The sequence below is a fragment of the Streptomyces cucumeris genome (assembly GCF_024295805.1).
Lineage (GTDB): Bacteria > Actinomycetota > Actinomycetes > Streptomycetales > Streptomycetaceae > Streptomyces > Streptomyces cucumeris.
The window spans coordinates 1-26,910 of sequence record NZ_JANCLX010000007.1 but is presented as its reverse complement, the minus strand read 5'-3'; the positions used below and the strand labels follow the sequence as shown (position 1 = coordinate 26,910).

Genomic DNA, 26,910 nt, shown 5'->3' with positions numbered 1-26,910 from the left:
TCAGCCGAACCCTCGGGCGTCCTGCTTGAGCGCGGTGTCCACGGTCAGCGCGGTGGCCACCACCAGGCTCAGCAGCGGGTCGGGCAGCTGGCGGTGGATCTGGAGGACGTAGTTGTCCGCCGTGGTGAACATGGTCTTCGCCAGACCTTCCCAGGTCTTGGTGATCCTGGCGATCTCGGCGTCCGTGTGGTCGACGATGGCGAAGTTCCAGGCCCGCCAGTTCTCGGCCTTGATGGCGCCGATCTGCTGGCCGTTGACATGGATACCAAAGTTGATCTTGCCGATGGCGTTCTGCTGGACGATATCGCCGACCGGCTGTCCGTCCGGGCGCGTCACCAGCACCTTGGACTTGATGAACTTCGCGGGACGGGTGAGCACCAGATGCGGCTGCCCGTTGGCGTCCCGGATCTCCAGCTTGTGGGTCATGAACTGGTCGAGGCTGGAGACGAAGCGCGCGACCTTCTTCAGCGTGCTCTGACCGATCTGCACGACCGATCCGATGGTGCGGCCGTGCTGGTCGAACACGCTGTACTCATTGGTGAGCTCGATCAGCTTGGCCTTCTGGTTCACCACCAGCACCGGCTCGGTGAACAGGGTGCCGCCGCCGCCCCCGCCCGGGGCCACATGCGCCTGGTGCTGGACCTGGTGCTGGACCTTGGCCGGATTGGGGTGGGGCTGGGCCGCCTGCTGCGGGGGGACCTGACCCGGCTGGCCGGGGTGGGTGTGCTCGGTCCACTGGGCGCCGTCCCACCAGCGCAGCTGATTCGGCGTGCCCTGCGGGTCGGCGTACCAGCCCGCAGGGGTGTTCGGATGTGTCGTCATGGCGGGCAGACTACCTGTCGGCCCCCGTCACCGAGGCGGTCAGGGAAGGCGCCAGTCCACGGGTTGCGCTCCCTGCTGTACCAGGAGGTCGTTGGCGCGGCTGAACGGCCGTGATCCGAAGAAGCCGCGGTCGGCCGACATGGGGGAGGGGTGGGCGGACTCCACCGCCGGAAGGGGACCCAGCAGCGGGCGCACCGCGCGGGCGTCCCGGCCCCACAGGATGGACACCAGCGGACGGCCGCGCCCGGCGAGGGCCCGGATGGCCTGCTCGGTGACCTCCTCCCAGCCCTTGCCGCGGTGGGCGGCGGGCCGGCGCGGAGCGGTGGTGAGCGCCTTGTTCAGCAGCAGCACGCCCTGCCCGGTCCAGGGTGTGAGGTCGCCGTTGGACGGACGGGGCAGCCCGAGGTCGGTGTGCAGCTCCCGGAAGATGTTCTCCAGGCTGCCGGGCAGCGGGCGCACCTCCGGCGCCACGGAGAAGCTCAGGCCCACCGCATGGCCCGGCGTCGGATACGGGTCCTGACCGACGATCAGCACCTTCACCTCGTCGAAGGGCTGCTGGAAGGCGCGCAGGACGTTGGCCCCCGCGGGGAGGTAGGTGCGGCCCGCCGCGATCTCGGCCCGCAGGAAGTCGCCCATCGCCGCGATGCGCTCTTCGACGGGCTCAAGTGCCTTGGCCCAGCCCGGTTCGACAATTTCGTTCAAGGGTCGCGCTGCCACCCGCGTCACTCTAGTGGCTCAGCCGGTGACCGTGTGCCGCCCGGTGGATCACTTCCGGCCGCGCGCCCCCGCCCGGTCAGCCGACGACGGCCGCCCGTACGCACAGCACGTCCGGCAGGTGCCGGGCGATCTGCCGCCAGCTCTCGCCCTCGTCGGCGCTGGCGTACACCTCGCCGTTGCGATTGCCGAAGTAGACCCCGGCCGGGTCCGCGTCATCGGTGCGCAGCGCGTCCCGCAGCACCACCCCGTAGTGGTGCTCACCGGGCAGTCCGGCGGACCGCTCGGTCCAGGACGCACCCGCGTCGTCGGTGCGGTACACCCGGCAGCGGTAGTCCGGTGGATAGCGGTCCCCGCCGTCGATCACCGGGAAGACGTAGGCCACTCCGCCGCGCCGCGGATGGGTGGCGATCGCGAAGCCGAAGTCGGCCGGGAGCCCCTTGCCGATCTCGGTCCAGTGCACCCCGCCGTCGTCGCTGCGGTAGACCCCGCCGTGGTTCTGGAGGTAGAGCCGGTCGGGGTCGACCGCGTCCCGGGCGATCTTGTGCACGCACTGGCCGAAGTCCGGATACGGATCGGGCAGGAACTCCGCCTTGAGCCCGTTGTTGGACGGCGCCCAGCTCGCCCCGCCGTCGGTGGTGCGGTACACCCCGCCCGAGGACACCGCGACCACGACCGTGTCCGCGTCCCGCGGATCGGTGACCACGGTGTGCACTGCTTGGCCGCCGTACCCCGCGCCCCACGACGGCCGCTGGGGGTGGTCCCACAGCGCCCGGACGAAGTCGAAGCTCTCACCGCCGTCCGCGGAGCGGAACAGCGCGCCCGGCTCGGTGCCCGCCCACACCACCTCGGGCGCCGCGGGGCCCGCCGGGTGCAGCTGCCACACCCGCTCCAGCGAGGTGTCGGTGCCCTCGGGGAACCGCACCGCGGGCCGGGCGGGCTCGTGCCAGGTCCGCCCCAGGTCGTCGGAGCGGAAGACCGAGGGACCCCAGTGGGAGCTGTCGGCACCGGCGAGCAGCCGGGGGCGGCCGCGGCGGGTGTCGATACCGACGGAGTACACCGCCTGCATCGGGAAGTGCGGACCGGTGAACTCCCAGTCCACGCCGGAGGGTCCGCTCCGGCGGGCGAGGAACAGGCCCTTGCGGGTGCCGATGGCGAGCAGGACGTCGTCCATGACGGCTCACTCCTTGAGGTGCGGGGAGGTGCGGATGGCGGGACGTGGCGGATGTGTCCGTCATCCATGAGTCTGCACCCCGCCACCGGCATCGGCGCCTCAGGGGAGCCGGGATATCGCCGGGTGTCGCATCCGGAGGCCGTGGTACGAAGGGCATCGTAATTTGACGACCGCCGTAATACGATGAGTACCGTACTAGTGCACGGCCGGCCGGCCGGGCGCGGACGAACTGGAGACGTTCATGAGTGCTGCCCTCTTCGAGCCCGTCACCCTGCGGTCGGTGACCATCCCCAACCGCATATGGATGGCGCCGATGTGCCAGTACAGCGCCGTGGCGAGCGGCGAGGACGCCGGAGTCCCGCACGACTGGCACTTCGCGCACTACGCCGCCCGCGCCACCGGCGGCACCGGTCTGATCCTCGTCGAGGCCACCGCGGTCTCCGCCGAGGGCCGGATCAGCCCCCATGACCTGGGCCTCTGGAACGACCGGCAGACCGAGGCGTTCGGCCGGATCGCCGGCTTCCTCAAGCGGCACGGCACGGTCCCCGGTATCCAGCTCGGCCACGCCGGGCGCAAGTCCGGTACCGACGCCCCCTGGCGCGGTGGCGCGCCGCTCGCACTGGACGAGGGCGGCTGGCGGCCGCTCGCCCCGAGCCCGGTCGCCTTCGGCGAGCGCCACCTGGTGCCCGACGAGCTCACCGAGGAGGGGATCGCCGAGATCGTCGGGCAGTTCGCGGCCGCCGCGCGGCGCGCCCGGACCGCCGGGTTCGAGGTCATCGAGATCCACGGCGCCCACGGCTATCTGATCGGTGAGTTCCTCTCCCCGCACAGCAACCACCGCACCGACCGCTACGGCGGCTCCCTGGAGAACCGCGTCCGCTTCGCCCTCGAGGTCGTCGACGCGGTGCGCGCCGTCTGGCCGGAGGAGCTGCCGCTGTTCTTCCGTGTCTCGGCCACCGACTGGCTGGAGCGCGACGGCTGGACGCCGGACGACACCGTGGCGTTCGCCGCGCTGCTCAAGGAGCACGGCGTGGATCTGCTCGACGTCTCCAGCGGGGGGAATGCCACCGGGGTGCGCATTCCCGTCGGGCCCGGCTACCAGGTCCCGTTCGCCGCCCGGGTGCGCCGGGAGACCGGGCTGCCGGTCGCCGCCGTCGGGCTGATCACCGAGCCCGGACAGGCCGAGAAGATCGTCGCGGGTGGTGAGGCGGACGCCGTGCTGCTCGGCCGTGAGCTGCTGCGCAACCCCTCCTTCGCCCGCCAGGCCGCCCGGGAGCTGGACGCCCAGGTGTACGCGCCCGAGCCGTACGGCTACGCGATCCACTGAGCGCGTCGCCGGGCGAGCCATGTCCCCAACGGCGCCCGGCGGACCGGCCCATGGCCCCGGAGCCCCTCGTCATACGGAAAGTGTCAAACTACGATGGGTTTCGTACCATAGGGGTGAACCGTCCATGACGAGGAGCACCCGTGCCTACGCAGACCACCTCCCAGGCCCAGGCGGCCGGCCGCTCGTTGGAGCATCCGCAGCGCGCGGAGATCCATCTCGAGGGAGTGCTGCACGCGCTGGCCGACCCGATGCGGATGCGGGTGGTGCGGACGCTGGCGGAGGACTCGGGCGAGGTGTCCTGCACGGTCCTCGACCTGCCCGTCAGCAAGTCCACCACCACCCACCACTGCCGGGTGCTGCGCGAGGCCGGGGTGATCTACCAGATCTACCGGGGCACCGCCAAGATGAACGCCCTGCGCCGGGAGGACCTAGACGCGCTGTTCCCCGGTCTGCTCGACAGCGTGCTGGCCGCCGCCGCCCTCCAGGACGGGCGCGTCGACGGCGACCGGGGCTGAACCGGCGGCCGGGGCCGAACCGGGGGCCGGGGCTGAACCGGCGGCCGTGGCCGGGTCCCGGTCCGGGGTCCGGCCGCCCGGCAGATGGTTGAAGAGCAGATTGAGCACGATGGCCGTCACACAGCCCGCGCTGATCCCGCTGTTCATCACCGTCTGGAACCAGTCCGGGAACTCCTGGTAGACCCCCGGCACCCCGACCGGCAGCAGTCCGATGCCGACCGACACCGCCACCACCATGAGGTTGTGGTTGTCCCGGAACTCCACCGCCGCGAGCGTCCGCAGTCCGCTCGCGGCGACCGTACCGAACATCACCAGTCCGGCCCCGCCCAGCACCGGGGCCGGGATCGCCGCCACGACCGCGCCCAGCTTCGGCGCGAGCCCCAGCACCACCAGCAGTCCGCCCGCGGCCGCCACCACCCACCGGCTGCGCACCCGGGTCATCCCCACCAGTCCCACGTTCTGCGCGAAGGCGGTGTACGGGAAGGTGTTGAAGACACCGCCGAGCACGGTCGCGGCGCCATCCGCGCGCAATCCGTCCGCCAGCCGCCGGCCGTCCACCGGACGGTCGGTCATCTCGCCCACCGCGATGAAGTCACCGGTGGTCTCGGTCATCGTCACCAGGGCCACGATCAGCATCGACACCACGGCCGCCGCCTCGAACGTCGGCGCGCCGAAGTGGAACGGGGTGGAGACGCCCACCCAGCCGGCGTCGCCCACCCCGGAGAAGTCGGTGAACCCCAGCGGTACGGAGAGCGCGGTCCCGCCCACGATGCCGACCAGCACCGCGACCCGGCCGAGGAACCCGGGCCCGAACCGCTGGACGACGATCACCAGGGCCAGTACGGCACCGGCGAGGCCGAGGTTCTTCGGCTCCCCGAAGTCCGGGGCGCCCTGGCCGCCCGCCGCCCAGTTGCCCGCGACCGGCAGCAGCGAGAGTCCGATGACCAGGATCACCGTGCCGGTCACCAGTGGCGGGAAGAACCGCAGCAGCCGCCCGAAGACCGGTGCCAGCAGCATCATCGCCAGTCCGGACACGATCACCGAACCGTAGATCGCGGGCAGTCCGCCGCCCTCGGTGCCGATGAGCACCATCGGGGTGACCGCGGCGAAGGTACAGCCCTGCATGATCGGCAGCCGGACGCCGAATCGCCACAGCCCCACGCACTGGAGCACGGTCGCGATCCCGCACAGCAGCAGATCGGCGTTGATGAGATAGGCCAGGTCGGTGGGGGAGAGCTTCATCGCGCCGCCGACGATCAGCGGTACCGCGACCGCCCCGGCGTACATGGCCAGCACATGCTGGAGGCCCAGGGCCGTGAGCCGGCCGGCCGGTGGTATCTCGTCCACGGGGTGGCGTACGGGACGTACGGATGTCATGCCTGCTCCTTGCGCGGTACGGCGGGGGGAGTGGGGACGGCCGGGCGGTCCGTTCCCGCGGCGGGGGGAACGGACCGGACGCAGAGGGATTCAACAGTCTGTTGATTTCAGGGCCGTTGCCGATCTGTGTCAACCCTTGCGGCAGGATCCGGGACAGCCGGAACCGGATCGCGTCATCGGCGACGGGTCCCGGGGGCCGGCCCCCGGGCAGGTCAGGGCGCAGATCGCGGCGCCGGTCACGGCCAGCACCGGACCGGTCGCGCCGCCGGGGTCAGTCCCGCTGGTGCGCCGCGCCCAGCAGCCCCGTCCAGTCCGGGATCTTCACCGTCGGACGCCCCAGCGTCTGTCCGAGCGCGGCCTCCGCCGCCTCGATCCGCAGCCATCCCGGCCACCGCACCGGCTCCAGCCCGGCCGCGCGCAGCTCCCGCAGCGGATCGTCGGCCACCGGACGGGCCGTCAGCGCCTCGGCGTCGGCCAACAGCGCGGCCACCGTCTCCTTGGCGCAGGGGCGGTTGGTGCCGATCACCCCGGTCGGCCCCCGCTTGATCCACCCCGCCACGTACTCACCGGGCGAGGGCGCCCCGTCGCGCAGCACCCGGCCCGCCGCGTTGGGCACCGTGCCCCGGTCGGCGTCGAAGGGCAGCCCCGGCAGCGCCACGCCCCGGTAGCCCACCGACCGCAGCACCAGTTGCGCCTCGATCTCCTCGAACACCCCGGTGCCCGCGACCCCGCCGCTCCCGTCCGGGGCGGTCCGCTCGAAGCGCACGGCGTGCACCGCGTGCTGACCCAGCAGTGCCACCGGCCGCAGGAAGAACCGCAGATGGATCCGGCGCGCCCGGCCCAGCGGCGCGCGCCCCGCCCAGCCGCGCAGCACCTCGACATTGCGCCGGCCCTGGCCGGGCAGCTCCGACGGATCGCCGTACGCCGGGTCGAGCGCCAGCTCCCCGGGGTGCACCAGCACCTCGGCGCCGGTGAGGGCGCCCAGCTCCCGCAGTTCCTTGGTGGTGAACTTCGCCTGTGACGGACCGCGTCTGCCGACCATGTGCACATCGGTCACCCGGCTGTCGGCGAGTGCCCCGAGCGCGGCGTGCGGCACATCGGTGGGGCGCAGCTCCTCCGCTCCGCGGGCCAGGATCCGTGCCACGTCCACCGCGACGTTGCCGACCCCGATCACCACCGCGGAGCGGGCGCCGAGCGCGAAGGCGTCACCGGGCCCGAAGGCATCGCCGGACGCGTCCGGATGGGCGCTGTACCAGGAGACGAAGTCGGTGGCGGAGGCGCTGCCCGGCAGATCCTCGCCGGGGACGCCGAGCCGCCGGTCGGCCGCCGCCCCGACGCAGTAGACCACCGCGTGGTAGACGCCGAGCAGCCGCTCGGGCGTCAGCGGCGGCGGCCCGACCGGCACATGGCCGAGAAAGCGCACCCGGGGGTGTTCCAGCACCGCGCGCAGGGTGTTCTGGAGGGACTTGATCTTCTCGTGGTCCGGGGCCACGCCGTAGCGCACCAGACCGTACGGGCACGGCAGCCGGTCCAGCACATCCACCGTCACCTCGGGGACGGCTCGCTGTTCGACCAGTGCCTGGGCCGTGTACACCCCGCTCGGCCCGGATCCGACGACCGCGACACGCAGCACGGAGGAGCTCCTTCCGGAGGATGTCTCCAGCATTGCACCGGGGGGCGCCCGGTGTGAGGTACCCGTGCGCCGTTGTGACCGGCACGGGTGACGGGGCACCGCCGGGCGGCGCCGTCCGCCGGTAAGCGGTTACGCCAGCCGCCGCATCCGCCGGATCTCGCTGCTCTGCTGGGCGATCACATCGCCCGCCATCTCCTCCACCCGTACGTTGTTGCCCTTGGCGAGGACGTCCGTCGCCATACTGACCGCGCCCCGGTGATGGGCGATCATCAGTCTGAGGAAGAGCCGGTCGAAGGCGGCGCCCTTCGCGGCGCGCAGCGCGTCCAGCTCTTCCGGGGTGGCCATCCCGGGCATCGCGCCGTGTTCCCCGTGTTTCCCGTGTTTCCCGTGTTCTCCGGGCCGTCCGCCGCCCTCGGTCTTCAGCCAGCCCTTCATCGCGTCGATCTCCGGCCCCTGACCGGCGGCGATGCGCTCCGCGAGCCGTCTGAGCCGGTCCGAACCGGCCCGGTCGGGCGCCAGGGCGGTCATCACCAGCGCCTGCCGGTGGTGCTCGATCATCATGCGGACATAGGACCGGTCCGCCGCGTTGGGGGAGTCGTCGTCCCGCGCCGCCGCGGCCTCGTCGGAGTTCAGGGTCCGGGCCGACTCACCGGGCGCGCCCGGTGCGATGACCGCCGGGCCGCCGTCCTTCCCCCGGCCCGTGTCGGACCTCCCCCCGCCCTGTCCGTCGCATCCGGTGAGGGTGAGCGCCAGGGCGGCGGCCGCCGCGAGGGTGAGGGACGCGATGCGGAGCGACGTACGGCGGTGCGACACGTGGCCTCCCGGGGCGTGGGAATTCTCTTGAGACGATTATGTAGCTCCCTGTTGTGGTGTACATGGAAAGCGCCATACTGCCCTCGTCCGCGAACCGTTCAACCCCGAACGGGGACACCGGACATGGGAGGACGCAGTGAAGCCGTGGGACAGATCCCCGCATCGGCGCAGATACCTCGGAGCGGCCTTCGCGGCCATCGGCCTGGTGGCCTCGTTGCTGATGGCCGGACCGGCGGCGGCGACCCCCGACCCCGGTGACGGCCCGCGCGCCGAGCGGGTGACGAAGGGTCAGGCTGCCGACACCCGGGCGGCCATCGAGAACGGCGAGATCCCCGGGGTGGACGAGGTCGTCCACAGCGACAATGTCAGCCACCTCACCAACATCCCCAAACAGGACCTCAAGGGCACCAACTCCGATCTGGCCTTCCAGGGGCACTACGCCTTCGCGGGCAACTACGACGGTTTCGTCATCTACGACATCAGCCGTCCGAAGAGCCCGAAGATCGTCAGCCAGGTGCTCTGCCCCGGTTCGCAGAACGACGTCTCGGTCTCCGGCGATCTGCTCTTCCTGTCGACCGACTCCTCGCGCAGCGACAACTCCTGCACCAGCACCACCCAGCCCGCGACCGAGAAGTCCTCCTGGGAGGGCATGAAGGTCTTCGACATCAGCGACAAGCGGAACCCCAGGTATGTGGCCGCGGTGGAGACCGCCTGCGGTTCGCACACCCACACGCTGGTGCCCGAACGGCGCGACGTCTACCTCTACGTCTCCTCCTACTCGCCCAGCGCGACGTTCCCCGACTGCCAGCCGCCGCATGACGGCATCTCCGTGATCAAGGTGCCGCGCAAGGCGCCCGAGAAGGCCGCGGTGGTGGACTTCCCCGTGCTCTTCCCGGACGGCGGCAACCCCGGCGGTCCCACCAACCCCGGTGTCTCCCAGACCACCGGCTGCCATGACCTGACCACCTTCCCCGACCTGGAGCTGGCGGCGGGCGCGTGCATGGGCGACGGCGTCCTCCTGGACATCTCCGACCCGGCGAAGCCCCGGGTGATCGACCGGGTCGAGGACAACGTCAACTTCGCCTTCTGGCACTCCGCGACGTTCAACGAACGCGGCACCAAGGTGGTGTTCACCGATGAGCTGGGCGGTGGCGGCGCCGCCACCTGCAATGACCGGGTCGGCCCCGACCGCGGTGCCGACGGCATCTACGACATCACCGGCAAGGGCGACAAGCGCAAGCTGGTCTTCCGCGCCTACTACAAGATCCCGCGCCACCAGGCCGACACCGAGAACTGCGTGGCGCACAACGGCTCGCTGATCCCGGCGAAGGGCCGCGACATCATGGTCCAGGCGTGGTACCAGGGCGGTGTGTCCATCTGGGACTTCACCGACTCCACCCGCCCCAGGGAGATCGGCTACTTCGAGCGCGGTCCGCTCTCCGCCGACACCCTCACCGGCGGCGGCGCCTGGTCCGCGTACTACTACAACGGCTACGTCTACTCCAACGACATCGCCAAGGGCCTCGACGTGCTCAGGATCGACGACCGGCGCACCGACAGTGCCCGCAAGGTCCGGCTGCCCGAGCTCAATGTGCAGACCCAGCCCGACTACCGCTGACGGTCCGCCCCGGACGTCAGACCGGCCCGCCGGGCGGCTCCTCGCCCGGCGGGCACCCCAGCTCCCAGCCCAGTCCGTAGCGGTGGAACAGCTCGGCCCGCAGCTTCTCCGGGGGCATCGGCGCGCCCGGCAGCAGCACCGCCACCACCGCGCCCATCAGCAGTGCGCGCAGGAGCTGGTAGTCGCCGTCGGGGTCCGCGGAGCCGTAGCGCACCACCACGTCCCGCAACAGCCCCGCCAGCCGCTGCTGTTCGGGGCACTGGATGAACCCCTCGGCCGCGAGTATCCCCGCCATATGCGTCCGCATCAGCCGCGGCCGGTCCCGGGCCAGGCCCAGGATGGTGTCGATCGCCCGCGCCAGCAGCTCCCGGCCGGCTCCCCCGCCCTCCGGGACCGGTTCGCGCTCCAGCGCCGCGGCCAGCTCGGTGTGCATCAGCCGGTGCACGGCGGTCTGGAAGAGCTGCCGCTTACCGGGGAAGTAGTACGAGACCAGCCCCCGCGCCGCCCCGGCGCGGTCGGCGATATCGCCGAGTGTCGTCGCCTCGTACCCGCGCTCGCCGACCAGGTCCACCGTCGCCTCCAGCAGACGTGCCTGGGAACGGCGGCGCAACTCCTCATTGACCGATGCGCTGCGGGGGGACATGCTTACTCCTGCGTTGGCTGGCTCGGAGCCAATATACTCAGAGCGGCACCCGGCTGTCCGCCGATCATAGGGGGACGGCCCACTGTCTCCGCCGGTTCGGGCGACGCGGGGGATCGTCCGAACCGGCGGCTCGCACCTACAGCGCGGCGTGCCGTTCAGCCGGTCCCGGCGCGGTCCGGGAACAGCTCAAGCACCCCGCGCAGACCGTCCGGACGACGCTCCACCGGCAGATGGTCCACCAGCCGCACCCGGCACCCCACGGCCGCCGCACCGGCGTCCGCCCGCCGGTCGTCCCCCACCATCACCGTCTCGTGCGGGGCCAGGGACAGGGCGTCGCACGCCGCCAGGAACAGCCGTGGGTCGGGCTTCTGCGCGCCGTATTCACAGGAGAGCGTGTACGCATCGACCAGCGGGTCCAGACCGTGCGCCCGGAAAACCGGGCGCAGGTCCCAGCCGATGTTGCTGACCACCGCGATCCGTACGCCGCGCCGCCGCAGCTCGCGCAGGACCGCGGCCGCGTCGGGATACGGCCGCCAGGCGGCGGGTTGCTGATGGCGGGCGTAGAGGGCGTCGTACAACTCCGGGTGGGGGAGCGGCACCTGTCGCGCCAGCCCCGTGTACGCGGCCCGGTGCAGCTCCGCGGTACGGTCCCGGGCGGCCCACACCTCGGCCAGCTCCTCCGGCACCGCCCCGGCGGGTGCGCCGCCCGGCAGCGCCCCGGCCTCCTCCAGGGCCCGCGCGCGGCGCGCCAGCTCCTCTCCGGCCAGGGCCGCCCCGGTCGCCTCGACCGCCGCCCGCAGCCAGGACTCCGCGGACTCGATCCGGAACAGCGTCCCCGAGAAGTCGAACAGCGCGCCCCGCGCCGCTCCACCGCTGCCGTCACCGCTCGTCGATTCCCTCACGGTTCCCCCTCGTCGTCTCGGTTCCGGACACGCCCTAGTCCGGTACGTCCAGCGCGTCGGTCCGGCCGCCGGGTGTGCGGTCCGCGGCGCTGGGGAGCGCGAGGAGGTGGTCCAGCGTTCCGGTGAGATCCAGCAGACGGTCGAGTGCGGGCGGCCGGTGATCGAGGTGGAGGCGCGCGCCGACACCGCCGGTGAAGCGGCGGGTCTGGAGCAGCGCCGAGAGGCCCATCGAGTCGCACATGCCCAACTCGGCCAGGTTCAGGTGCAGATGGCGCAGCCCGGGATGGTGTGCCAGGGCGTCGCTGACCTCCAGGAGGAGGTCCTCGACGGTGTCGTACTCCAGGTCGCCGACCACCGTGATGTGCACGGTGCCCGGCGCGGGCGCGGAGGTGAGCAGGTGGAGGGGACCGAGGTCGGGGTGGGTCATACGGGTTTTCCCTGGCCGGTGCCGTCTGCGGCGATCTTTTCGGTGAGGGCTCGGTGTCCGTGGGCGAGCAGGTCGCGGGTGCGGGGGAAGTCCCGCAGCTGTTCCTCGAGAAGGTCGAGACTGGGCAGCAGCGAGGCGGCGGGCACCCCGCGGGCGGTGAGGATGTCGGCGGTCCAGGCGAGGAAGCCGGTGAAGAGGCCGACGTCGTCCACGTAGAGGGCGGCGCACAGGAAGTCGACGATATGGGCGAGGTCTTCGGCGGTGCGCTCGCGCTGCTCCTCGTCGTAGGCGGCCATCGCCGGGAACCGCTCGGCCAGTGCGCTGAAGGTGTGGCGCACCAGCTGCCGCGCGCTGCGCTTGACCAGCGTGTACTCCTGGTCGCTCAGATGCGGGAGGTCGTCCGTCACCTGATGGGCCGCACCCGGTGCGGCCAGGCCCGCCGAGAGCAGATCGGCGGCGGACCGGGCGTCCGGTGCCCAACCCTGGACACCCAGCCGCCCGGCGTACCGTCCGCCCGGTCCGAACGCGGCGCCGCCGACGATCACGGACGCCCCGACGGCCTGGCAGGCGGTGATGGCCGCGTGCGCGGTGGGCAGCCGGGTGGGCAGCGAGCCGGAGAGCGCCACCACATCGGCGCCGGTGCGGTGCAGATGGGTGATCAGGTGCGGGGACGGCACCTGGGCGCCGAGGTAGTCGACGTGCCAGCCGCGCAGCCGCAGCACCTCGGCCAGCAACCGCGCGGGCAGGGCGTGCCATTCGCCGTCCACACAAGCCACCGTCACCCGGCCGTGTGCCCGGTCGGGGATGCGGTGCGGCGGGAGGGAGGCGATGGCGCGGTCGTTGATGGCGGTCGCGGCGTGCTCGTCGGCCACCGACATCCGGTTGGCCGCCCACTCCACCCCGACCCGGTGCTGCACCGCGCCGATCACGTCCAGCAGGACCGTCTCGGTGTCCAGACCGGAGGCGAGCGCGGAGCGGACGGTGTCCAGCGCGGCGTACTCGTCGCCGGACGCGGCGGCCGACCACAGCTTCTCCACCCAGGGCCCGGTCTCCTCCGTGCGCTCCGGCGGCACCCCGCCGGCCCGGGCTCCGGGCATGAACGGGACGGACCCGCCGTCGGCGGGCCGCTCGGGGGAGGGCGGGGTCGCGGTGGGGGCCGTCATGCGGTGTACCTGCCCGCCGTGGTGCCGTCCACCGCCGTCAGATGCGTGCCGCGCGGAGCGGTGATCGCTATCAGGGCCATATCGTCGTGCTTGCCCTCGCCCACCCACTGGGCGGCGAGCATCTGCACCCGCTCCACCACCGCCTCGGCGGGCATCCCGGCGCACTCCCCGAGCGCACGCTTCAGCCGGGCCACCCCGAAGAGCTCATCGCCCATCGGACCGCCCTTGGCCTCGGGAATGCCGTCGGTGAACAGCAGACATGTCTCACCCGGGGCCAGCGTGGTGTGTGCGGTGGCCGACTGCACCTCGGGCAGCACCCCGACCAGGGAACCGGAGGTCTGCGCCTCCTCCACACCGCCGTCCCGGCGCACGATCAGCGGCGCCGGATGACCGGCGCTGGTGAGCTGCAGACAGACATGCGGGCCGATCCGCGCGATCGAGGCCAGCACCAGGGTGGCGAACCGGGTGTGGTCGGAGGTGACGAGCGCCCGGTTGAGCATCGACAGCATCCGGTGGTGGTCGTCGGCCATGGGCAGCAGCGCGTGCAGGGTGTTGCGGATCTTGCCCGTGATGACCGCGGCCTCGAGCCCCTTGCCGCAGACGTCCCCCAGCGCCACCAGCGCGCGGGTCGCGGTACCGGCGCCCTCGGTGAGATGGATGTCGTAGAAGTCGCCGCCGACCCGGGCGGAATCCCCCGCGGGGCGGTACCCCGAGGCGAGTTCCACTCCCTCGATCTGGCGCAGCCGGGGCGGCAGCAGCTCGCGCATCAGCACATCGGTGATCGACGCCTGCTCCGCGTAGAGCCGGGCCGCCGACATGGCCGCGCCCACCCGCGCGGCGAACAGCGCGGCGAACTCCTCCTCGCTCTCACTGAACCCCGCGTGGTTGCTGGTGCGCAGCAGCACCAGCGCGCCCGCCGGAACGCCGTGCCCCGGCAGCGGGGTGATGGCCACCGAGCCGACCCCGCCGAAACCTTTGGGCATCAGCCACTCGGGCGCCGAGCCGGGGTCTATCCAGCGGGAGGGCACCGGCGGGAATCCGCGCAGCGCCTCCTCCAGCCCGGGGACCCGCTCCGGGTCCACGGCGATCGCACGGCGCTCCACCGGCCCGCCGCGGGCGCACAGCGTCATCGGCAGCCGGCGCCCGATCGCGGGGGCCACGACCACGGCGGCGTCCGCCAGGTGCTTCGCGGCCAGCCGCGCCGCCACCTCCATGCACCGTTCCGGATTGAGGGTGGACAGCAGTGCGTTGGACGCCTCGATGAGGAACTGGGCCCGCTCGCGCTCCACCGCCAACTCGTCGACGGCGAGCCGGTATTCGGTGTCGTCCACCAGCCACCAGGCGGTGGAGCCGTCCTCCAGCGCGGTGGGGTGGGCGGCGAACAGACGCTCCCCGATCCGGCCGCGCACCTCGGCGCCGTCCACGGGCTCGGCGAGCCACGGGGGGACGGCCCCGGCCGCCGCCGTGCCGGACCGCAGGTCCGGCAGCACGGCGGACGCCGCGGCGTTGTGCCGGGTGACGCGGCCCTCCGCGTCGATGACCAGCATCGGGTACGGCGCGGCGGACGCCGCCGCGTCCACCCCGGCGCCCGGTGCGATGTCTCCCGGGTGGGATCGGTTGGCTGCCACGTTCACCCCCGCGGGGTCCTCACCTCTTCGTGCGTCTTCAGGTCGTGATCGACGGTGCTCACCGTCCACGGTGCCATCGCGCCGTGGAGGGATGGTTCCTCCGAGCAACCATCTCTCACCGACGTCGCACGGCGCAATGCGCGGTGGCCCCGGTGCGCCGGGACGCCGTCACTGTCATGAAACGGCGGGTCTCCGGGGTCCGGAAGCCGTTTGGCCCGGATTCACTTGAAAGGGGTATTTATCGGGCGCCGTGGGAACGGGTGCGGGGGAGCGGCCGTCGCGGCAGGGCATGGCCACGACGGCTCAGCGGCTGTCCTCGGTGACCGGCCACCGGACGGTGACGGTCTTGCCCTGCGCGGTCGGTGTGACCGTCATCTGCCGGGCCAGCCGGTTGATGATGTGCATCCCCCAGCCACCGGTGCCGTCCGGTACCCCGGGGCGCGGAACGGGCGGACTGCTGCTGCTGTCGTGCACACCCACGCTGAAGACACCGTCGGTCAGCGTCGCCGTCAGCGCCCACGAGCCCGCGGTGTGCCGGATCGCGTTGGTGATCAGCTCACTGATGACGGTCCGCACCGCCGCCGCGTCCACGGCCGGGCAGTGTTCGGCGAGGAACGCTCCGACGAGGTCCCGGGCGTCGGCCAGGGACACCTCGTCGGATCGCAGCGTCAGCATCGTGCCTCCCTGCCCTGCTCGTACAACCCTTGCTGGTACAACGTGTTCCCCGTGGCCGCCGGTGGTACGGCGGCGTGATGCCTGCTGTGCGGCGGTGTCCCGGCGCCGCGGTCCGGACGGTGATGCGGCCCCGGTCAGTCGCCGCCGCCGATCGCGGCCTGGGCGGACGCCAGGTCCGGGAAGTGCGGCAGATACCCCTCGGTGCCGGTGACGGTCAGCAGCCGCAGCACGTCATGGGGCGGTGAGACCAGGACCACCCGCTGTGCACCCGCGGTGCGCAGCAGATGGTTGAGCAGCGAGGAGTCGCAGAAGGTCACCGCGCCCAGGTCGAACGCCACCGGTCCGCTGTGGTGGCGCTGGGCATCGGCGGTGGCGTGGCTGACGCTGTCGATCGTGTCGACGTCGAAGTCGCCGAAGAGGGAGATCAGCCAGACGTCCCCGGCTCGTTCGGAGCGCGAGACACCGGCCGGTCCTTCGAGCGTGGTCATACGGCGACGCCCGCGCCCACCTGCGCCTGCGGTCCACACGGGTGCGTGCCTTGCATGGTGCGCTCGCCTCTCGTCGGCCGCCGTCACGGCGGATGGTCCCCGGTACCCCCGCTGCGAGGGCCCGTCAAGAATACGGGCGGCCGGGGGACCGGCCTGGGGCCTCCCCGTGCGCCGTCCGTCTCCTCCCGGCTTCTCCCGTTCTCCTCCCGCCGGTGGTCATCGGACTCCCGGCCGTCTACCCCCGGCGCCCCGTCCCATTCGTGACGGTCTCCCGATCGCCCGGTCCGCTCAGGACCGCACGGTCCCCTCGTCGGCGGGGGCACGCTCACCGTCGCGGGCTGCCGGGTACGGATACGCGGCGATCGCGGCGCAGACCAGCGCGGCCCCCAGCAGCCAGCCGCCCAGTACATCGCTGGGCCAGTGCACGCCCAGGTACAGCCGGGTCCAGCCCACGCCGAACACCGACACCGCGGCGGTCACGGCCACCGGCATCAGCCACCGGTTCCGTGCCCCGTGCAGCGCCATCACCCACAGCAGCAGACCGCAGGCGACGGTCGCGGTGAGCGCGTGACCGGACGGGAAGGCGGCGAAGTGCGCCGAGTCCACCGGATCGGGCCAGTGCGGACGCTCACGGCCGACGACCGCCTTGATCCCCTGCTGGAGCAGGGTGCCCAGCGTCGCCGTCACCGTGACCCAGCCGGCGAGCGGCCACTCCCGGCGCCACAGCAGCCAGCCCACCATGACCGCCAGCAGGGCGCGCATCGCCCAGGGGTCCCAGACCCAGTCGGACAGCACCCGGGCGGTCTCGGTCCGGTCGTGATGGGTCACGGCGGAGTGGTGCAGGGAGACCACGATGTCCCGGTCGGCGCGGTCCAGCGGGCCCCAGTTCACGGCGACCAGCGCGAGCAGGAGCAGGAAGAGCACGAGGAGCACGGCCGCGGTGCGGGCGGGGTGACGGATCGGCGGCTGCATGCAGTCGATGATCGCTGACGGGTGGGGCGGAGTGCCAGGAGGGTGCCGACGGCGGACGGAGCGCTGTCCGTCCGCCCGGTCCGGAACGGATGATCCCGGCAGCGCGGCGAGCGTGGGTGCCAGGCGTCGCGGGCACGGCGGCGCCTTGTGGATACGGCCTAGCCCAGCACCCGCAGGGCCGGAACCAGTGTCACCAGCAGCGGGACGACCGGTACCAGCACCGCCGCGGCCGTCAGCCGCCAGCGGCGGCCCACCGGGAGGCGGGAGGCGGGCGCGAGCAGCCGGTCCACCCGCTGTGGCACCTGGGCGAGTCCGCTGGGACAGGGACCGAACACCCCGCGGTCCTCATTGAGTTCGACCAGTGCCAGTGCGGTGGTGGTCCGGCCGAAGCGGCGTGAGGCGGAGTCGTCCGCGGCCAGCTCCACCAGCCGGTGCACCTCGTCGCGGAAGCCCGCGAAGACCGGCACCTGCGGGAAGCCGCCGGCCAGCGCGCCCGAGCAGTGCAGCAACCAGTGGTGCCGGGCGCGCGCGTGGCCCTGCTCATGGGCGATGACGGCGTCGAGACGGCGGCCCTTGAGGCGGCGCAGCGCCGCGGTGGTGATGATGAGCTGGGGGCTGGCGCCCGGCAGCAGCCAGGCGTCGGGCCTGTCGCCCTCGAGGACGACGAGGCGTTCGCCGGAGGGCTCCTCACCGGGCAACACCGGGGAGCGCACGAGGAGTTCCTCGCGGTGCCGCCTGCGCCAGGCGCGGGCGCGGCCGATCTCACGGGTGAGCATCACCGCGCTCCACACGGCTCCGGAGGCCAGTGCGAGGGCCACCGGTGCGGCCCACGCCCCGTAACCGGCGAGCGCGTACGCCTCGACGACGCCGTGCGGCGCGGGGGCGAAGACATTCCCGCGTACGGCCTCCGAGGCGGCCGCGGCGGTGAGCGCCATGGTGAGCGCGCAGCACAGCAGTACGGCGACGACGACGCACTGCCACACCCAGAGGGCGAGCACCGGTTCGCGGTCGACCCAGTCGGAGCGGGACATCAGGCGTGGCGCCATCGCCGCCGCCAGTGCGCCCAGGCCCATCAGTACGAGCGGGACCATCATGGCCGCCAGCCTATGGGCGCGGTGTCGGCCGGGGTACGGTCCCGCGGACGAAGTGACGCACACCACGGCCGGAGCGCGCATGGATCGCGCAGGGATCAGAGCGTGAGCAGCATGGTGAACGTCCCGATCGCCATCGACAGCCTGCACGCGTGCCGCAGCTCGGGCCGCCGCGCCCAGGAGACCGGGCCCGCTCCCGGGTCCGCCCCGCCGTCGGTCAGCGGCACCAGCCGCAGCCCGCAGCGCATGACATAGACGGCGAAGTAGGCGAGCAGCGCTCCGGTGAGGAGGGGGACACCCGTGGCCATCCCCTCCCGCGCCACACCACCGGTGTGCTGATGACCCTCCGCGGAGCCCGACGCCATCGCGAGCGCCGTGTAGACCATCGCCAACGCCCCTATGGCGTGGTGCAGATGGTGTCCGGACCACTCCGCGCCCCCGCGCGCCGCCGGCAGCGCCCCCACCGCCGCCACGCCGAAGACCACCGCGAAGGCGGGCGGCCCCCAGGGCCCGGGGTCCAGCGCGGCGGACGGCACCGCCATCACCGCCATCCCCCAGCCCATCAGCGCCTCGGCCCCCGCGCCGCGCCGCCCCGCACCCGGCGGCTCGCCCCGCATCCGCACCAGGCAATACGCGCCGCTCGCCGCGCACAGCGCCACCAGCAGCCAGCCGACGAGCGGAGGTCCGTGCACGGCACACCTCCCGGGACGGACGGGGTACCGGCAGGATTCCCCGCCGCGCGCCCGGCTACGGGAGCGCACGGGCGCAATGGGGGAGCGCGACGAGGCCATCCGCCCCACGCGCTACGGTGCGGGCCCATGGAGAACGGCCGGTCCCCGCGGCGCCCCGCGCACGAGCCACATGAGCCACCTGAGGCGCATGAGATGCATGAGGAGATCGAGGTGTGCCTGGTCGCGCTGGTCGAGGGACGGCTGAGCCGGGACGCCGCCGACCGGTGGGCCGCCGGGTGGGTCACCGATGACACGCTCGCCCTGGACGAGTTGAGCCGGTGGGCGCTGGAGCTGCTGTACGGGGTCGACCTGCCCGCCGGTCCGGACGGCGGCCCGCTCCACGACGACGCGCAGTTGCGCGAATGGCTCGGGGAGTTCCGGCGGCGCCGGCAGGGCGGTGCGGCGGATCCCGGGTGACACCGGTGCGGCGCCCGCCGGGTGTGGCACGGTGATCACGCAGCCCATGGATCACCGAAGAGGAGAGACCGTGTCGAACCCCCCGCTTCCCGAGGCCGCCGTCACCATGCTGGAGAAGGCCAACCCGGCCGTCATCGCCACGCTCCGGCCCGATGGCCAGCCGGTGTCCACGGCCACCTGGTACCTGTGGGACGACGGCCGGATCCTGGTCAACATGGACGAGGGGCGCAAGCGGCTCCAGCACATCCGCGCCGATCCCCGGGTCACGCTCACCGTGCTGGACGAGGGCAACTGGTACACCCACCTGAGCATCATCGGGCGCGTCGTCGAACTGCGGGACGACAAGGACCTGGCCGATATCGACCGGCTGGCCCGGCACTACATGGACCGGGACTATCCGCGGCGGGACCGCGACCGGGTCAGCGCCTGGATCGAGATCGACCGCTGGCACGGCTGGGGCGAGATGAAGGAGAACAGCCAGGCAGGCTGATCCGCCGCGCGTCCGCGCCCGGGGTGCGCGGGCGCGGACGGACCGCGGTGCCCGGCGTCAGGGCCGGTGGCGCAGCGGATGGTCCGCCGGGACCTCCACGACCGCGATGCGCACCCCGTCGGGATCGGCGATCCACATCTCGATCAGCCCCCACGGCTCCTGCTTCGGCGGGCGGAGCACCTCCACACCGCGTGCGGCCAGCTCGGCGTGTGCCGCCGCCGCGTCCGCGACCTGGAGCCATAGCTGGAGACCGGGCGCGGGCGGCGTCTCGGAACGGCCGGAGAGCTCCAGGAAGCCGCCGCCCAGGAAGTAGACCGTGCCCCGCTCGGGGCCGGTCCCGAACTCGCGGTAGACCGCGAGCCCGAGCGCCTCGCCGTAGAACGCCCGGGAGCGCTCGGGGTCCGTCGGCCGCAGCAGTGTGCGGCTGCTCAGTACGTGCACCATGCCCGTGACCCTACGCAGCCGCCCGGTGGCTCCGGCGGCGCGCGGAGCGTTTCACGCCGTGTAGCGCGTCGCCCGCCGGATCTCCGGGAAGTCGGTGGTGCCGCCGTCGAGGCCGAGGCCGCGGGCCAGCTTGAGCTGGTCGGGGGTGTTCACGGTCCAGCCGATGACCTTCAGATCGGCGGCGTGGGCCTTCTCCACCAGCTCCAGGGTCAGCCTGCGCAGGTTGAGCACCAGCATCCCGGCGCCCACCGTCCGCGCCCGGTCGATCACGTCCAGGCCGTAGCGGCTGGCGACCAGGGAGGTGCGCGCCTCCGGCAGCAGGGTGCGGATCTCCGCCAGGGCCTCGTCGTGGAAGGAGATGACGTCCACCCGGCCCAGCAGATCGCGCCGGGTCATGACCTCCGCCAGCGCCCGTGCCGCGGCCACGTCCTTGATCTCGGCCTGGAGCGGTGCCCGGACGGCGTCCACGACCTCCTCGAAGACCGGGATCCGCTCACCCTGCCCGGCGTCCAGCTCCCGCAGCTCGGCGAGGGTGCGGTCGCTGATCGGCCCCGTGCCGTCGGTCGTCCGGTCCACCTGGGCGTCGTGCATCACCACGAGCGCGCCGTCCTTGCTGAGGTGCAGGTCCAGCTCGATGACGTCCAGACCCTCGTGATCGGCGCGGACGAACGAGCGCAGGGTGTTCTCCGGCTCGACGCCCATCACTCCACGGTGTCCGATGGTGAGAAAAGTCAACGCTGTCTCGCTCTTCTGTCGGCCGCTGACGGGTTAAGTGGAGGCAGGCTGCCCGGACCGGCGCACAGCCTAACGGCCGACCGTCCCAGGGCGGCTGAAGCGCGCCCGTGGCATGGCTTGGCCCGGATGGGGCAGGAAAAACAGCGGCAGCGCGGGTGTGACGCCGGATAATTTCCGGTAACGCCCCTTGAGTGGGAGAACCGTCCACAGATACGGTGGCGTCACGATAGTTTCTTCGGCGAAGGAGAGGTCATGACGGAAATCCTTTCGTCCGCCATAGCGGACGGTGGCGTTCTGCCTGCGGAGCGTGTTGTTGAGCACCCGGCGTGGCCGACGTTGAAGGATGCTGTCGAAACGATTCGCCCCTGGCAGTCGAAGGACGGCTCGATCGACTTCGACGCGGAGGGCGCCCCCTCCCGCGCCACCGCGGCGGCCGCCGCCGATCGGGTGATCGAGGCGATCGAGGAGCTGGCCCCGCTGCTCCCGCACAACGCCGAGTACCACCGTGCGCTGGTCGCCGATCTGCGCCGCTGGGCCGACGGCGGCTTCGAGGTGCCGGACTTCCTGGACTCGCTGCTCGCCTTCCAGCCCGCCAAGGCGCGCACCGACGGCCTCCAGCACCTGGTGGTCTTCCCCATGTACACGCAGAACGGCAACCCGGACCGCAATCTGGAAGCCGTCGTGCTGCGTATGGTCTGGCCGGACTGGCTGGCCGAGCTGGAGCGCACCCGCTACGACAACCCGCTCTACATCGGTATCGCCTTCGAGGACTTCACCTCGGGCTACGACACCAACTCCGCGGTCCTCTTCCCGGAGACCATCGCCGTCCGCGAGGCCCCCGAGCGCTTCAGCTGGGGCGGTATCTTCTGCGACCGCGAGGCCGCCCGCTTCCGCCGGGTCAGCCAGGCCGCCGTCCGCGTCCTCGGTATCGAACTGCCCGAGGACATCGCGGAGATGCTGGCCGACCAGGACCGCTGCCAGGAGGCGTTCGCCCTGTGGGACATGGTCCACGACCGCACCCACAGCCACGGTGACCTGCCCTTCGACCCCTTCATGATCAAGCAGCGGCAGCCGTTCTGGATGTACGGCCTGGAGGAGCTGCGCTGTGACCTCACCGCCTTCAAGGAGGCCGTGAAGCTGGAGGCCGAGGGCTTCTCCCAGGCCCGTGACGTCCAGTACGCCGTGATCTTCGACCGGATGTTCCGCTTCCCGGTCACCGGCGACCGCGTCCGCAACTACGACGGGCTCGGCGGTCAGTTGCTCTTCGCCTACCTCCACCAGCACGACGTCGTACGCTGGACGGACAACACCCTGCACATCGACTGGGCCCGTGCCTCGCAGGTCACCAACGAGCTGTGCGGCGAGATCGAGAAGCTCTACCGCGACGGTATCGACCGTCCCAAGCTGGTCCACTGGTTCAAGGCGTACGAGCTGGTGTCCACCTACCTGGCACCGCACCCCGGCTCGGTGTGGGCCAAGGGTCCCGACGCCCTGGACCTGAACCAGCCGCCGCGCAAGCTGGTCGACGACGTGCTCCCCGACGAGTTTCCGCTCAGCATGTTCTACGAGGCGCTCGCCAAGAAGCTGCGTGACGTGGTTGCCTCCACCAAGGGGATCACGGCGGGCGACGATCTGCGGACGGCCGCGTGAGCCCCGTCGAGGGACAGTCCGACGGACATTCGGCAGGGAAGACCGAGGAGGCAACGACCATGACCACACCGACGTCGAGCCCGACCCCCAACGAGCCGGGCGACACGAGCCCGCTCGATGGCGCGGTCGTGGCGGTGGCGGGGGCGGCGGGCCCAGCGGGCCGCGCCACCCTGCTCCGGCTCGCCGAGGCCGGAGCGACCGTCGTGGCCTCCGACGCCGACCCCGCCCGGCTGGCCGAGGCCGTCGACGCGGCGCGCTACGCCCATGGCGGTGCCACCGTCACCGGTGAGACCGTCGACCTGCTCGACCTGGACGCCACCCGCGCCTGGGTCGACCGCACCGAGAAGGAGTTCGGCCGGATCGACGGTCTGGTGCACCTGGTCGGTGGCTGGCGCGGCAGCAAGACCTTCCCCGACGCCCCGCTCGCCGACTGGGACACCCTGCACAACCTGCTGATCCGCACCGCCCAGCACACCTCGCTCGCCTTCCACGACGCCCTTCAGCGCAGTGGCAACGGCCGCTATGTCCTGATCAGCGCGGCGGGCGCGTCCCAGCCCACCGCCGGGAACGCCGCATACGCCGCCGCCAAGGCGGCCGCCGAGGCATGGACGCTCGCGCTCGGCGACTCCTTCCGCAAACTGGGGGGCGAAGGCGGACCGTCCGCCGCCGCTGTCATCCTGGTGATCAAGGCGCTGGTGCACGACGCCATGCGCGCGGAACGCCCCAACGCGAAGTTCGCGGGCTTCACGGACGTCAAGGAGCTGGCCGAGGCCATCACCGGAGTCTGGGACCGGCCCGCGCAGGAAGTGAACGGAACCCGTCTGTGGCTGACCCCCAAGCCGTGAGGACCGACGCCCGTCGCCATCACGACCCCGAGATACGCGGATTCGCCAGCGACAACTACGCGGGCGCACATCCGGAGATCCTCGCCGCGCTGGCCCTCGCCAACGAGGGCCACCAGGTCGCCTACGGCGAGGACGACTACACCGCGCATCTGCAGTTCATCATGCGCAGCCACTTCGGTCCCGACGCCCAGGCGTTCCCGGTCTTCAACGGCACCGGCTCCAATGTCGTCGCCCTCCAGGCCCTCACCGACCGCTGGGGCGCCGTCATCTGCGCCGAGTCCGCGCATATCAACGTGGACGAGTGCGGTGCCCCCGAGCGCGTCGGCGGGCTGAAGCTGCTCACCGTGCCCACCGAGGACGGCAAGCTCACCCCCGACCTCATCGACCGCCAGGCGTGGGGCTGGGACGATGAGCACAGGGCGATGCCGCAGGTCGTCTCGATCGCCCAGAACACCGAGCTGGGCACCGTCTACACGGTGGACGAGATCCGGGCCATCTGCGACCACGCCCATGAGCGGGGGATGAAGGTCCACCTGGACGGGGCGCGGATATCCAACGCGGCCGCGTCGCTGGACGTGCCGATGCGCTCGTTCACCAATGTGGCGGGCGTGGACATCGTGTCCTTCGGCGGCACCAAGAACGGCATGCTCTTCGGCGAGGCCGTGGTGGTGCTCAACCCGGACGTCGGGCGGGCCATGAAGCATCTGCGCAAGCTGTCCATGCAGCTCGCCTCCAAGATGCGGTTCGTCTCCGTCCAGCTCGAGGCGCTGCTCGCCCGCGACCTGTGGCTGCGCAACGCCCGCCAGGCCAACGCCATGGCCCGGCGGCTGGCCGACGGCGTCCGCGGGGTGGACGGGGTGGAGATCCTCTACCCGGTGCAGGCCAACGCGGTCTTCGCCCGGCTGCCGCACGACGTCAGCGAACGTCTCCAGAAGCGCTACCGCTTCTACTTCTGGGACGAGGCGGCCGGGGACGTGCGCTGGATGTGCTCCTACGACACCACCGAGGAGGACGTCGACGGCTTCCTCGCGGCGCTGAAGGAAGAGCTCGGAAAGGCGTAGCGCCGAACGGACGACGCGTCGAAGGGGCGGGGCCCCCCGGCGGGGCCCCCCCCTCAATTGAATCGCCCCGGGGGGCGCAGCCGCCCCCGGGCCCGGGCCGCGCTCTCATGGGGGGCGCCCCCCCGGCCCGCGGGGTCGGGGGGGCGCGCCCGCGGGGCGGCCCCGCCCCTTCATGTCATGCGCCGCGGAGCGCTCAGCGGCCCCGGTCCAGGGCCAGCGCCTCCGCCGGGGTGGGCGCCGTACCGCCGAGGTGGGCCGGGACCCACCAGGTGTCCTCCGGACCCTTCGGACGCACCGGATACGACCGCTGCGCCGCCTCCAGCAGCTCCTGGACCCGGCCCCGCAGCCGGTCGGTCAGGGAGTCCGACGGCTCGGCGGGGTCGGCCTCCATCGGCTCGCCCACCCGCATGGTGATCGGGAAGTGGTTGCGGCCCAGCGCCCGCTTGTGGCCCTTGGTCCACAGCCGCTGGGTGCCCCACAGCGCCATCGGCAGCAGCGGGACGCCCGCCTCCTGGGCCAGCCGCGCCGCGCCCGACTTGAAGTTCTTCAGGGTGAACGAGCGCGAGATGGTGGCCTCGGGGAAGACCCCGATGATCTCTCCGGAGCGCAGCGCCTTCAGCGCGTGCTTGTAGGCGTCCATACCGGCCGCCCGGTCCACCGGGATGTGCTTCATCGCGCGCATCAGCGGTCCCGACACCTTGTGCCGGAAGACCGACTCCTTCGCCATGAACCGCACCAGCCGCTTCGCCGGACGGGCGGTCAGCCCGCAGAAGACGAAGTCGAGATAGCCGATGTGGTTGCTGACCAGAACCGCGCCGCCCCGCTGCGGGACATTCTCGGTGCCCTTCATGTCGAAGCGCAGATCCTGCGCCTTGAACATGGTGTGGGCGACGCCGATGACCGGCGGGTAGACGAGCTCTGCCATAGGAAGGACCCTTCGTCGAATTTCCCGGGGAGGGCTCTCCCGGCGGAAGTTACGCCGCCGTAGGTATGCGGCTTCTGCCAGATGCTGCCCGAAGTCGGGTCATGGTGCTACCGCCGGACACCCCCCACCCGGGAGATCCTCATCACGTCGGGAATCCCCACGGCCCCGGAAACGCTGCACCAAGGACGGCTGAAGATCGGTGGAAGGAAGTGCGCACGGGTGCGCGAGACGGACCGGAGCGGGCGGCTGAGCGCCGCAGAGCTGGGCGGGGAGCTGGGGCGGCGGGCCACGCTCGTCCAGTTCTCCAGCGCCTTCTGCCAGCCCTGCCGGGCCACCCGGCGGACGCTGGGCGAGGTGGCCGCAATGGTGGACGGGGTCACCCATCTGGAGGTGGACGCCGAAGCGCGGCTGGAGCTGGTGCGGGCGCTGGGGATCGACCGGACCCCCACCGTGCTGGTGCTGGACGCCTCCGGCCGGATCGTCCGCCGCGCCTCCGGGCAGCCCCGCCGGGCCGATGTCATCGCCGCTCTGGGTGATGCGGTGTGACGACCCCCATCCCGGACCGCACTTGACGTTGTGCTCCGGGCGTCGTCAGGGTGAACCCCATGCGGCCTGGACTCCTTCTCTGTGGACGCGTGCACGTGGATCCGCTGCGGACCGCGAGCGCACGCTGTCCGGGCGGGTGAGCGACGACGAACCCACGGCTCCCCCCGCTCGTACTCTCCCGCAGAAGGGCATCTCCATGACGGCCACGCACGACCTGGGCTCACCCCGGTTCGCCGCGTCCTACCCCTCCGCCGACTTCTCCGACTCCTCCGGTCACTCCGGGTCCTCCGGCGCCCTCGACCCCTCCGCCCTGCTCCGCTCGGCCTTCCGGCGGCACGCGGCCGGGGTGGCCGTGATCACCGCGCACGGTGAGCGCCCCGTGGGGTTCACCGCCACCTCGCTCACCTCCGTCGCCGCCGAGCCCCCGCTGCTCTCGTTCGGCGTGGGCACCGCCTCGTCGAGCTGGCCGGTGATCGCCGAGGCGTCCCACGTCGGTGTGCACGTCCTGGGTGAGCACCAGCGGGAGCTGGCCGCGACCTTCGCCCGCAGCGGTGCGGACCGCTTCGGCCCCGGCACCGGCTGGCGCCGCGGCCCGGAGGGAGTGCCGCTGCTGGACGGGGTGCTGGCGTGGCTGGTGTGCCGGGTGGTGGCCCGGATACCCGCGGGGGACCACCATGTGGTCATCGGTGAGGTGACCGCCGGGGACCCGGCCGGGGCGGGCAGTCCGCTGCTGTACCACCAGGGTCGCTTCAACGCTTTGCGGGACTGAGTCGTCCCACTGATCCTCCGTTGGCAACGTCACAGTTCATGCGGGTTGCGTACGGGGAACCCGGTGGGTGTACTGACGAGTAATATTCCGTTCGGTGCAAGGGCCGCCCCGACCGGGAACCGCACGGGTGCCGTCCCCGAAGGCGCCTATGCTGCCAGCACAAGGCAGCTCGGAAGAGACGATGCAGTAGGAGAGCCGGCGTGAGCTTGAGGATCGTTGTCTGTGTGAAGTACGTGCCCGACGCCACCGGTGATCGGCATTTCGCCGAGGACCTGACTGTCGACCGTGACGATGTGGACGGTCTGCTCTCGGAGC

General features: G+C 72.2%; 29 protein-coding genes and 1 pseudogene. 11 read left to right on the top strand and 19 right to left on the bottom strand.

Features of this window, described 5'->3' with window-relative positions; genetic code table 11:
• From NMK44_RS12615 to NMK44_RS12605, 3 genes are all read right to left on the bottom strand, one after another.
• Positions 1-822, bottom strand: a complete 822-nt coding sequence (locus tag NMK44_RS12615) for an LURP-one-related family protein (RefSeq protein ID WP_254741824.1) — start codon at positions 820-822, stop codon at positions 1-3.
• Between the two features lie 39 nt (positions 823-861).
• Positions 862-1,539, bottom strand: a complete 678-nt coding sequence (locus tag NMK44_RS12610) for a uracil-DNA glycosylase (RefSeq protein WP_254741822.1) — start codon at positions 1,537-1,539, stop codon at positions 862-864.
• Between the two features lie 76 nt (positions 1,540-1,615).
• Positions 1,616-2,710, bottom strand: a complete 1,095-nt coding sequence (locus NMK44_RS12605; protein WP_254741820.1) for a WD40/YVTN/BNR-like repeat-containing protein — start codon at positions 2,708-2,710, stop codon at positions 1,616-1,618.
• 241 nt (positions 2,711-2,951) lie between these two features.
• Here NMK44_RS12605 and NMK44_RS12600 point away from each other — a divergent pair, with 241 nt between their 5' ends.
• Positions 2,952-4,037, top strand: a complete 1,086-nt coding sequence (locus tag NMK44_RS12600) for an NADH:flavin oxidoreductase/NADH oxidase (RefSeq protein WP_254741818.1) — start codon at positions 2,952-2,954, stop codon at positions 4,035-4,037.
• Between the two features lie 140 nt (positions 4,038-4,177).
• The gene (locus tag NMK44_RS12595; protein WP_254741816.1) at positions 4,178-4,552 is read left to right on the top strand and encodes an ArsR/SmtB family transcription factor; all 375 of its coding nucleotides are present in this window, start codon (positions 4,178-4,180) and stop codon (positions 4,550-4,552) included.
• Here NMK44_RS12595 and NMK44_RS12590 read toward each other — a convergent pair.
• The 3 genes from NMK44_RS12590 to NMK44_RS12580 all read right to left on the bottom strand — a co-directional run bounded on the left by NMK44_RS12590 (position 4,466) and on the right by NMK44_RS12580 (position 8,375).
• Positions 4,466-5,929: a nucleobase:cation symporter-2 family protein gene (locus NMK44_RS12590; protein WP_254741814.1), complete on the bottom strand. Its 1,464-nt coding sequence runs from the start codon at positions 5,927-5,929 to the stop codon at positions 4,466-4,468. The genes NMK44_RS12595 and NMK44_RS12590 overlap by 87 nt on opposite strands.
• A 271-nt stretch (positions 5,930-6,200) precedes the next feature.
• Positions 6,201-7,562 carry an FAD-dependent oxidoreductase gene (locus NMK44_RS12585; protein ID WP_254741812.1) on the bottom strand — a complete coding sequence of 454 codons (1,362 nt, stop codon included), beginning with the start codon at positions 7,560-7,562 and terminating at the stop codon, positions 6,201-6,203.
• Positions 7,563-7,691: 129 nt separating this feature from the next.
• On the bottom strand, positions 7,692-8,375 hold the full coding sequence (locus NMK44_RS12580) for a DUF305 domain-containing protein (RefSeq protein ID WP_254741810.1): 684 nt from the start codon (positions 8,373-8,375) through the stop codon (positions 7,692-7,694).
• 220 nt (positions 8,376-8,595) lie between these two features.
• Here NMK44_RS12580 and NMK44_RS12575 point away from each other — a divergent pair, with 220 nt between their 5' ends.
• Complete coding sequence (locus NMK44_RS12575) at positions 8,596-9,993, top strand: LVIVD repeat-containing protein (RefSeq protein WP_254742575.1); 1,398 nt, start codon at positions 8,596-8,598, stop codon at positions 9,991-9,993.
• Between the two features lie 16 nt (positions 9,994-10,009).
• Here NMK44_RS12575 and NMK44_RS12570 read toward each other — a convergent pair whose 3' ends face one another.
• The 10 genes from NMK44_RS12570 to NMK44_RS12525 form a co-directional block, all read right to left on the bottom strand.
• Positions 10,010-10,636, bottom strand: coding sequence for a TetR/AcrR family transcriptional regulator (locus NMK44_RS12570; protein ID WP_254741807.1), 627 nt, complete (start codon positions 10,634-10,636; stop codon positions 10,010-10,012).
• Between the two features lie 155 nt (positions 10,637-10,791).
• Entirely contained in the window at positions 10,792-11,538 is a 747-nt protein-coding gene (locus NMK44_RS12565) for an HAD family hydrolase (protein WP_254741804.1), read from the bottom strand.
• A gap of 34 nt (positions 11,539-11,572) precedes the next feature.
• The gene (locus NMK44_RS12560; protein WP_254741801.1) at positions 11,573-11,965 is read right to left on the bottom strand and encodes an STAS domain-containing protein; all 393 of its coding nucleotides are present in this window, start codon (positions 11,963-11,965) and stop codon (positions 11,573-11,575) included.
• Complete coding sequence (locus NMK44_RS12555; RefSeq protein ID WP_254742573.1) at positions 11,962-13,062, bottom strand: cobalamin B12-binding domain-containing protein; 1,101 nt, start codon at positions 13,060-13,062, stop codon at positions 11,962-11,964. Before NMK44_RS12555 ends, NMK44_RS12560 begins: the two co-directional genes overlap by 4 nt.
• A 62-nt stretch (positions 13,063-13,124) precedes the next feature.
• On the bottom strand, positions 13,125-14,675 hold the full coding sequence (locus NMK44_RS12550) for a PP2C family protein-serine/threonine phosphatase (RefSeq protein ID WP_254742570.1): 1,551 nt from the start codon (positions 14,673-14,675) through the stop codon (positions 13,125-13,127).
• A 384-nt stretch (positions 14,676-15,059) separates the two neighbouring features.
• Positions 15,060-15,431 (bottom strand): ATP-binding protein, encoded by a 372-nt coding sequence (locus NMK44_RS12545; protein WP_254741798.1) that lies wholly within the window; start codon positions 15,429-15,431, stop codon positions 15,060-15,062.
• A 134-nt stretch (positions 15,432-15,565) separates the two neighbouring features.
• Entirely contained in the window at positions 15,566-15,919 is a 354-nt protein-coding gene (locus NMK44_RS12540; protein WP_254741796.1) for an STAS domain-containing protein, read from the bottom strand.
• A gap of 288 nt (positions 15,920-16,207) precedes the next feature.
• Positions 16,208-16,891 carry a phosphatase PAP2 family protein gene (locus NMK44_RS12535; RefSeq protein WP_254741794.1) on the bottom strand — a complete coding sequence of 228 codons (684 nt, stop codon included), beginning with the start codon at positions 16,889-16,891 and terminating at the stop codon, positions 16,208-16,210.
• A 158-nt stretch (positions 16,892-17,049) separates the two neighbouring features.
• Entirely contained in the window at positions 17,050-17,985 is a 936-nt protein-coding gene (locus NMK44_RS12530) for a M56 family metallopeptidase (RefSeq protein ID WP_254741792.1), read from the bottom strand.
• A 95-nt stretch (positions 17,986-18,080) separates the two neighbouring features.
• Complete coding sequence (locus NMK44_RS12525; RefSeq protein WP_254741790.1) at positions 18,081-18,674, bottom strand: DUF5134 domain-containing protein; 594 nt, start codon at positions 18,672-18,674, stop codon at positions 18,081-18,083.
• 192 nt (positions 18,675-18,866) lie between these two features.
• Between NMK44_RS12525 and NMK44_RS12520 the strand changes: the two genes are divergently transcribed.
• A complete protein-coding gene (locus NMK44_RS12520) occupies positions 18,867-19,130 on the top strand; it encodes a hypothetical protein (RefSeq protein ID WP_254741788.1) in 264 nt (87 codons plus the stop codon).
• A gap of 70 nt (positions 19,131-19,200) precedes the next feature.
• Complete coding sequence (locus tag NMK44_RS12515; protein WP_254741786.1) at positions 19,201-19,620, top strand: PPOX class F420-dependent oxidoreductase; 420 nt, start codon at positions 19,201-19,203, stop codon at positions 19,618-19,620.
• A 57-nt stretch (positions 19,621-19,677) separates the two neighbouring features.
• Here NMK44_RS12515 and NMK44_RS12510 read toward each other — a convergent pair whose 3' ends face one another.
• Complete coding sequence (locus NMK44_RS12510; protein ID WP_254741784.1) at positions 19,678-20,064, bottom strand: VOC family protein; 387 nt, start codon at positions 20,062-20,064, stop codon at positions 19,678-19,680.
• Between the two features lie 51 nt (positions 20,065-20,115).
• A complete protein-coding gene (locus NMK44_RS12505; protein ID WP_254741782.1) occupies positions 20,116-20,799 on the bottom strand; it encodes a glycerophosphodiester phosphodiesterase in 684 nt (227 codons plus the stop codon).
• 252 nt (positions 20,800-21,051) lie between these two features.
• Here NMK44_RS12505 and NMK44_RS12500 point away from each other — a divergent pair, with 252 nt between their 5' ends.
• From NMK44_RS12500 to NMK44_RS12490, 3 genes are read left to right on the top strand one after another with little or no spacing between them, the layout of a single operon-like run.
• Positions 21,052-22,449 carry a DUF6421 family protein gene (locus tag NMK44_RS12500; RefSeq protein ID WP_254741780.1) on the top strand — a complete coding sequence of 466 codons (1,398 nt, stop codon included), beginning with the start codon at positions 21,052-21,054 and terminating at the stop codon, positions 22,447-22,449.
• A gap of 59 nt (positions 22,450-22,508) precedes the next feature.
• On the top strand, positions 22,509-23,294 hold the full coding sequence (locus NMK44_RS12495; RefSeq protein ID WP_254741778.1) for an SDR family NAD(P)-dependent oxidoreductase: 786 nt from the start codon (positions 22,509-22,511) through the stop codon (positions 23,292-23,294).
• Entirely contained in the window at positions 23,291-24,355 is a 1,065-nt protein-coding gene (locus tag NMK44_RS12490) for a threonine aldolase family protein (protein ID WP_254741776.1), read from the top strand. Before NMK44_RS12495 ends, NMK44_RS12490 begins: the two co-directional genes overlap by 4 nt.
• A gap of 193 nt (positions 24,356-24,548) precedes the next feature.
• Here the strand turns inward: NMK44_RS12490 and NMK44_RS12485 are convergent, their stop codons facing one another.
• A complete protein-coding gene (locus tag NMK44_RS12485) occupies positions 24,549-25,280 on the bottom strand; it encodes a lysophospholipid acyltransferase family protein (RefSeq protein ID WP_254741774.1) in 732 nt (243 codons plus the stop codon).
• A gap of 219 nt (positions 25,281-25,499) precedes the next feature.
• Between NMK44_RS12485 and NMK44_RS12480 the strand changes: the two genes are divergently transcribed.
• The 3 genes and pseudogenes from NMK44_RS12480 to NMK44_RS12470 all read left to right on the top strand — a co-directional run.
• A complete protein-coding gene (locus tag NMK44_RS12480; protein WP_254741772.1) occupies positions 25,500-25,826 on the top strand; it encodes a TlpA family protein disulfide reductase in 327 nt (108 codons plus the stop codon).
• Between the two features lie 196 nt (positions 25,827-26,022).
• On the top strand, positions 26,023-26,595 hold the full coding sequence (locus NMK44_RS12475) for a flavin reductase family protein (protein ID WP_254741770.1): 573 nt from the start codon (positions 26,023-26,025) through the stop codon (positions 26,593-26,595).
• Between the two features lie 200 nt (positions 26,596-26,795).
• Positions 26,796-26,910: pseudogene (locus tag NMK44_RS12470) on the top strand (electron transfer flavoprotein subunit beta); the annotation flags it as partial.

Bases quoted from the DNA above. Each gene is read 5' to 3' on its own strand.
- NMK44_RS12615 (WP_254741824.1), bottom strand. From the start codon at position 822: ATGACGACACATCCGAACACCCCTGCGGGCTGGTACGCCGACCCGCAG.
- NMK44_RS12605 (WP_254741820.1), bottom strand. From the start codon at position 2,710: ATGGACGACGTCCTGCTCGCCATCGGCACCCGCAAGGGCCTGTTCCTC.
- NMK44_RS12600 (WP_254741818.1), top strand. From the start codon at position 2,952: ATGAGTGCTGCCCTCTTCGAGCCCGTCACCCTGCGGTCGGTGACCATC.
- NMK44_RS12590 (WP_254741814.1), bottom strand. From the start codon at position 5,929: ATGACATCCGTACGTCCCGTACGCCACCCCGTGGACGAGATACCACCG.
- NMK44_RS12575 (WP_254742575.1), top strand. From the start codon at position 8,596: ATGGCCGGACCGGCGGCGGCGACCCCCGACCCCGGTGACGGCCCGCGC.
- NMK44_RS12570 (WP_254741807.1), bottom strand. From the start codon at position 10,636: ATGTCCCCCCGCAGCGCATCGGTCAATGAGGAGTTGCGCCGCCGTTCC.
- NMK44_RS12560 (WP_254741801.1), bottom strand. From the start codon at position 11,965: ATGACCCACCCCGACCTCGGTCCCCTCCACCTGCTCACCTCCGCGCCC.
- NMK44_RS12555 (WP_254742573.1), bottom strand. From the start codon at position 13,062: ATGCCCGGAGCCCGGGCCGGCGGGGTGCCGCCGGAGCGCACGGAGGAG.
- NMK44_RS12550 (WP_254742570.1), bottom strand. From the start codon at position 14,675: ATGCTGGTCATCGACGCGGAGGGCCGCGTCACCCGGCACAACGCCGCG.
- NMK44_RS12545 (WP_254741798.1), bottom strand. From the start codon at position 15,431: ATGCTGACGCTGCGATCCGACGAGGTGTCCCTGGCCGACGCCCGGGAC.
- NMK44_RS12540 (WP_254741796.1), bottom strand. From the start codon at position 15,919: ATGACCACGCTCGAAGGACCGGCCGGTGTCTCGCGCTCCGAACGAGCC.
- NMK44_RS12535 (WP_254741794.1), bottom strand. From the start codon at position 16,891: ATGCAGCCGCCGATCCGTCACCCCGCCCGCACCGCGGCCGTGCTCCTC.
- NMK44_RS12530 (WP_254741792.1), bottom strand. From the start codon at position 17,985: ATGATGGTCCCGCTCGTACTGATGGGCCTGGGCGCACTGGCGGCGGCG.
- NMK44_RS12520 (WP_254741788.1), top strand. From the start codon at position 18,867: ATGCATGAGGAGATCGAGGTGTGCCTGGTCGCGCTGGTCGAGGGACGG.
- NMK44_RS12510 (WP_254741784.1), bottom strand. From the start codon at position 20,064: ATGGTGCACGTACTGAGCAGCCGCACACTGCTGCGGCCGACGGACCCC.
- NMK44_RS12500 (WP_254741780.1), top strand. From the start codon at position 21,052: ATGACGGAAATCCTTTCGTCCGCCATAGCGGACGGTGGCGTTCTGCCT.
- NMK44_RS12495 (WP_254741778.1), top strand. From the start codon at position 22,509: ATGACCACACCGACGTCGAGCCCGACCCCCAACGAGCCGGGCGACACG.
- NMK44_RS12485 (WP_254741774.1), bottom strand. From the start codon at position 25,280: ATGGCAGAGCTCGTCTACCCGCCGGTCATCGGCGTCGCCCACACCATG.
- NMK44_RS12475 (WP_254741770.1), top strand. From the start codon at position 26,023: ATGACGGCCACGCACGACCTGGGCTCACCCCGGTTCGCCGCGTCCTAC.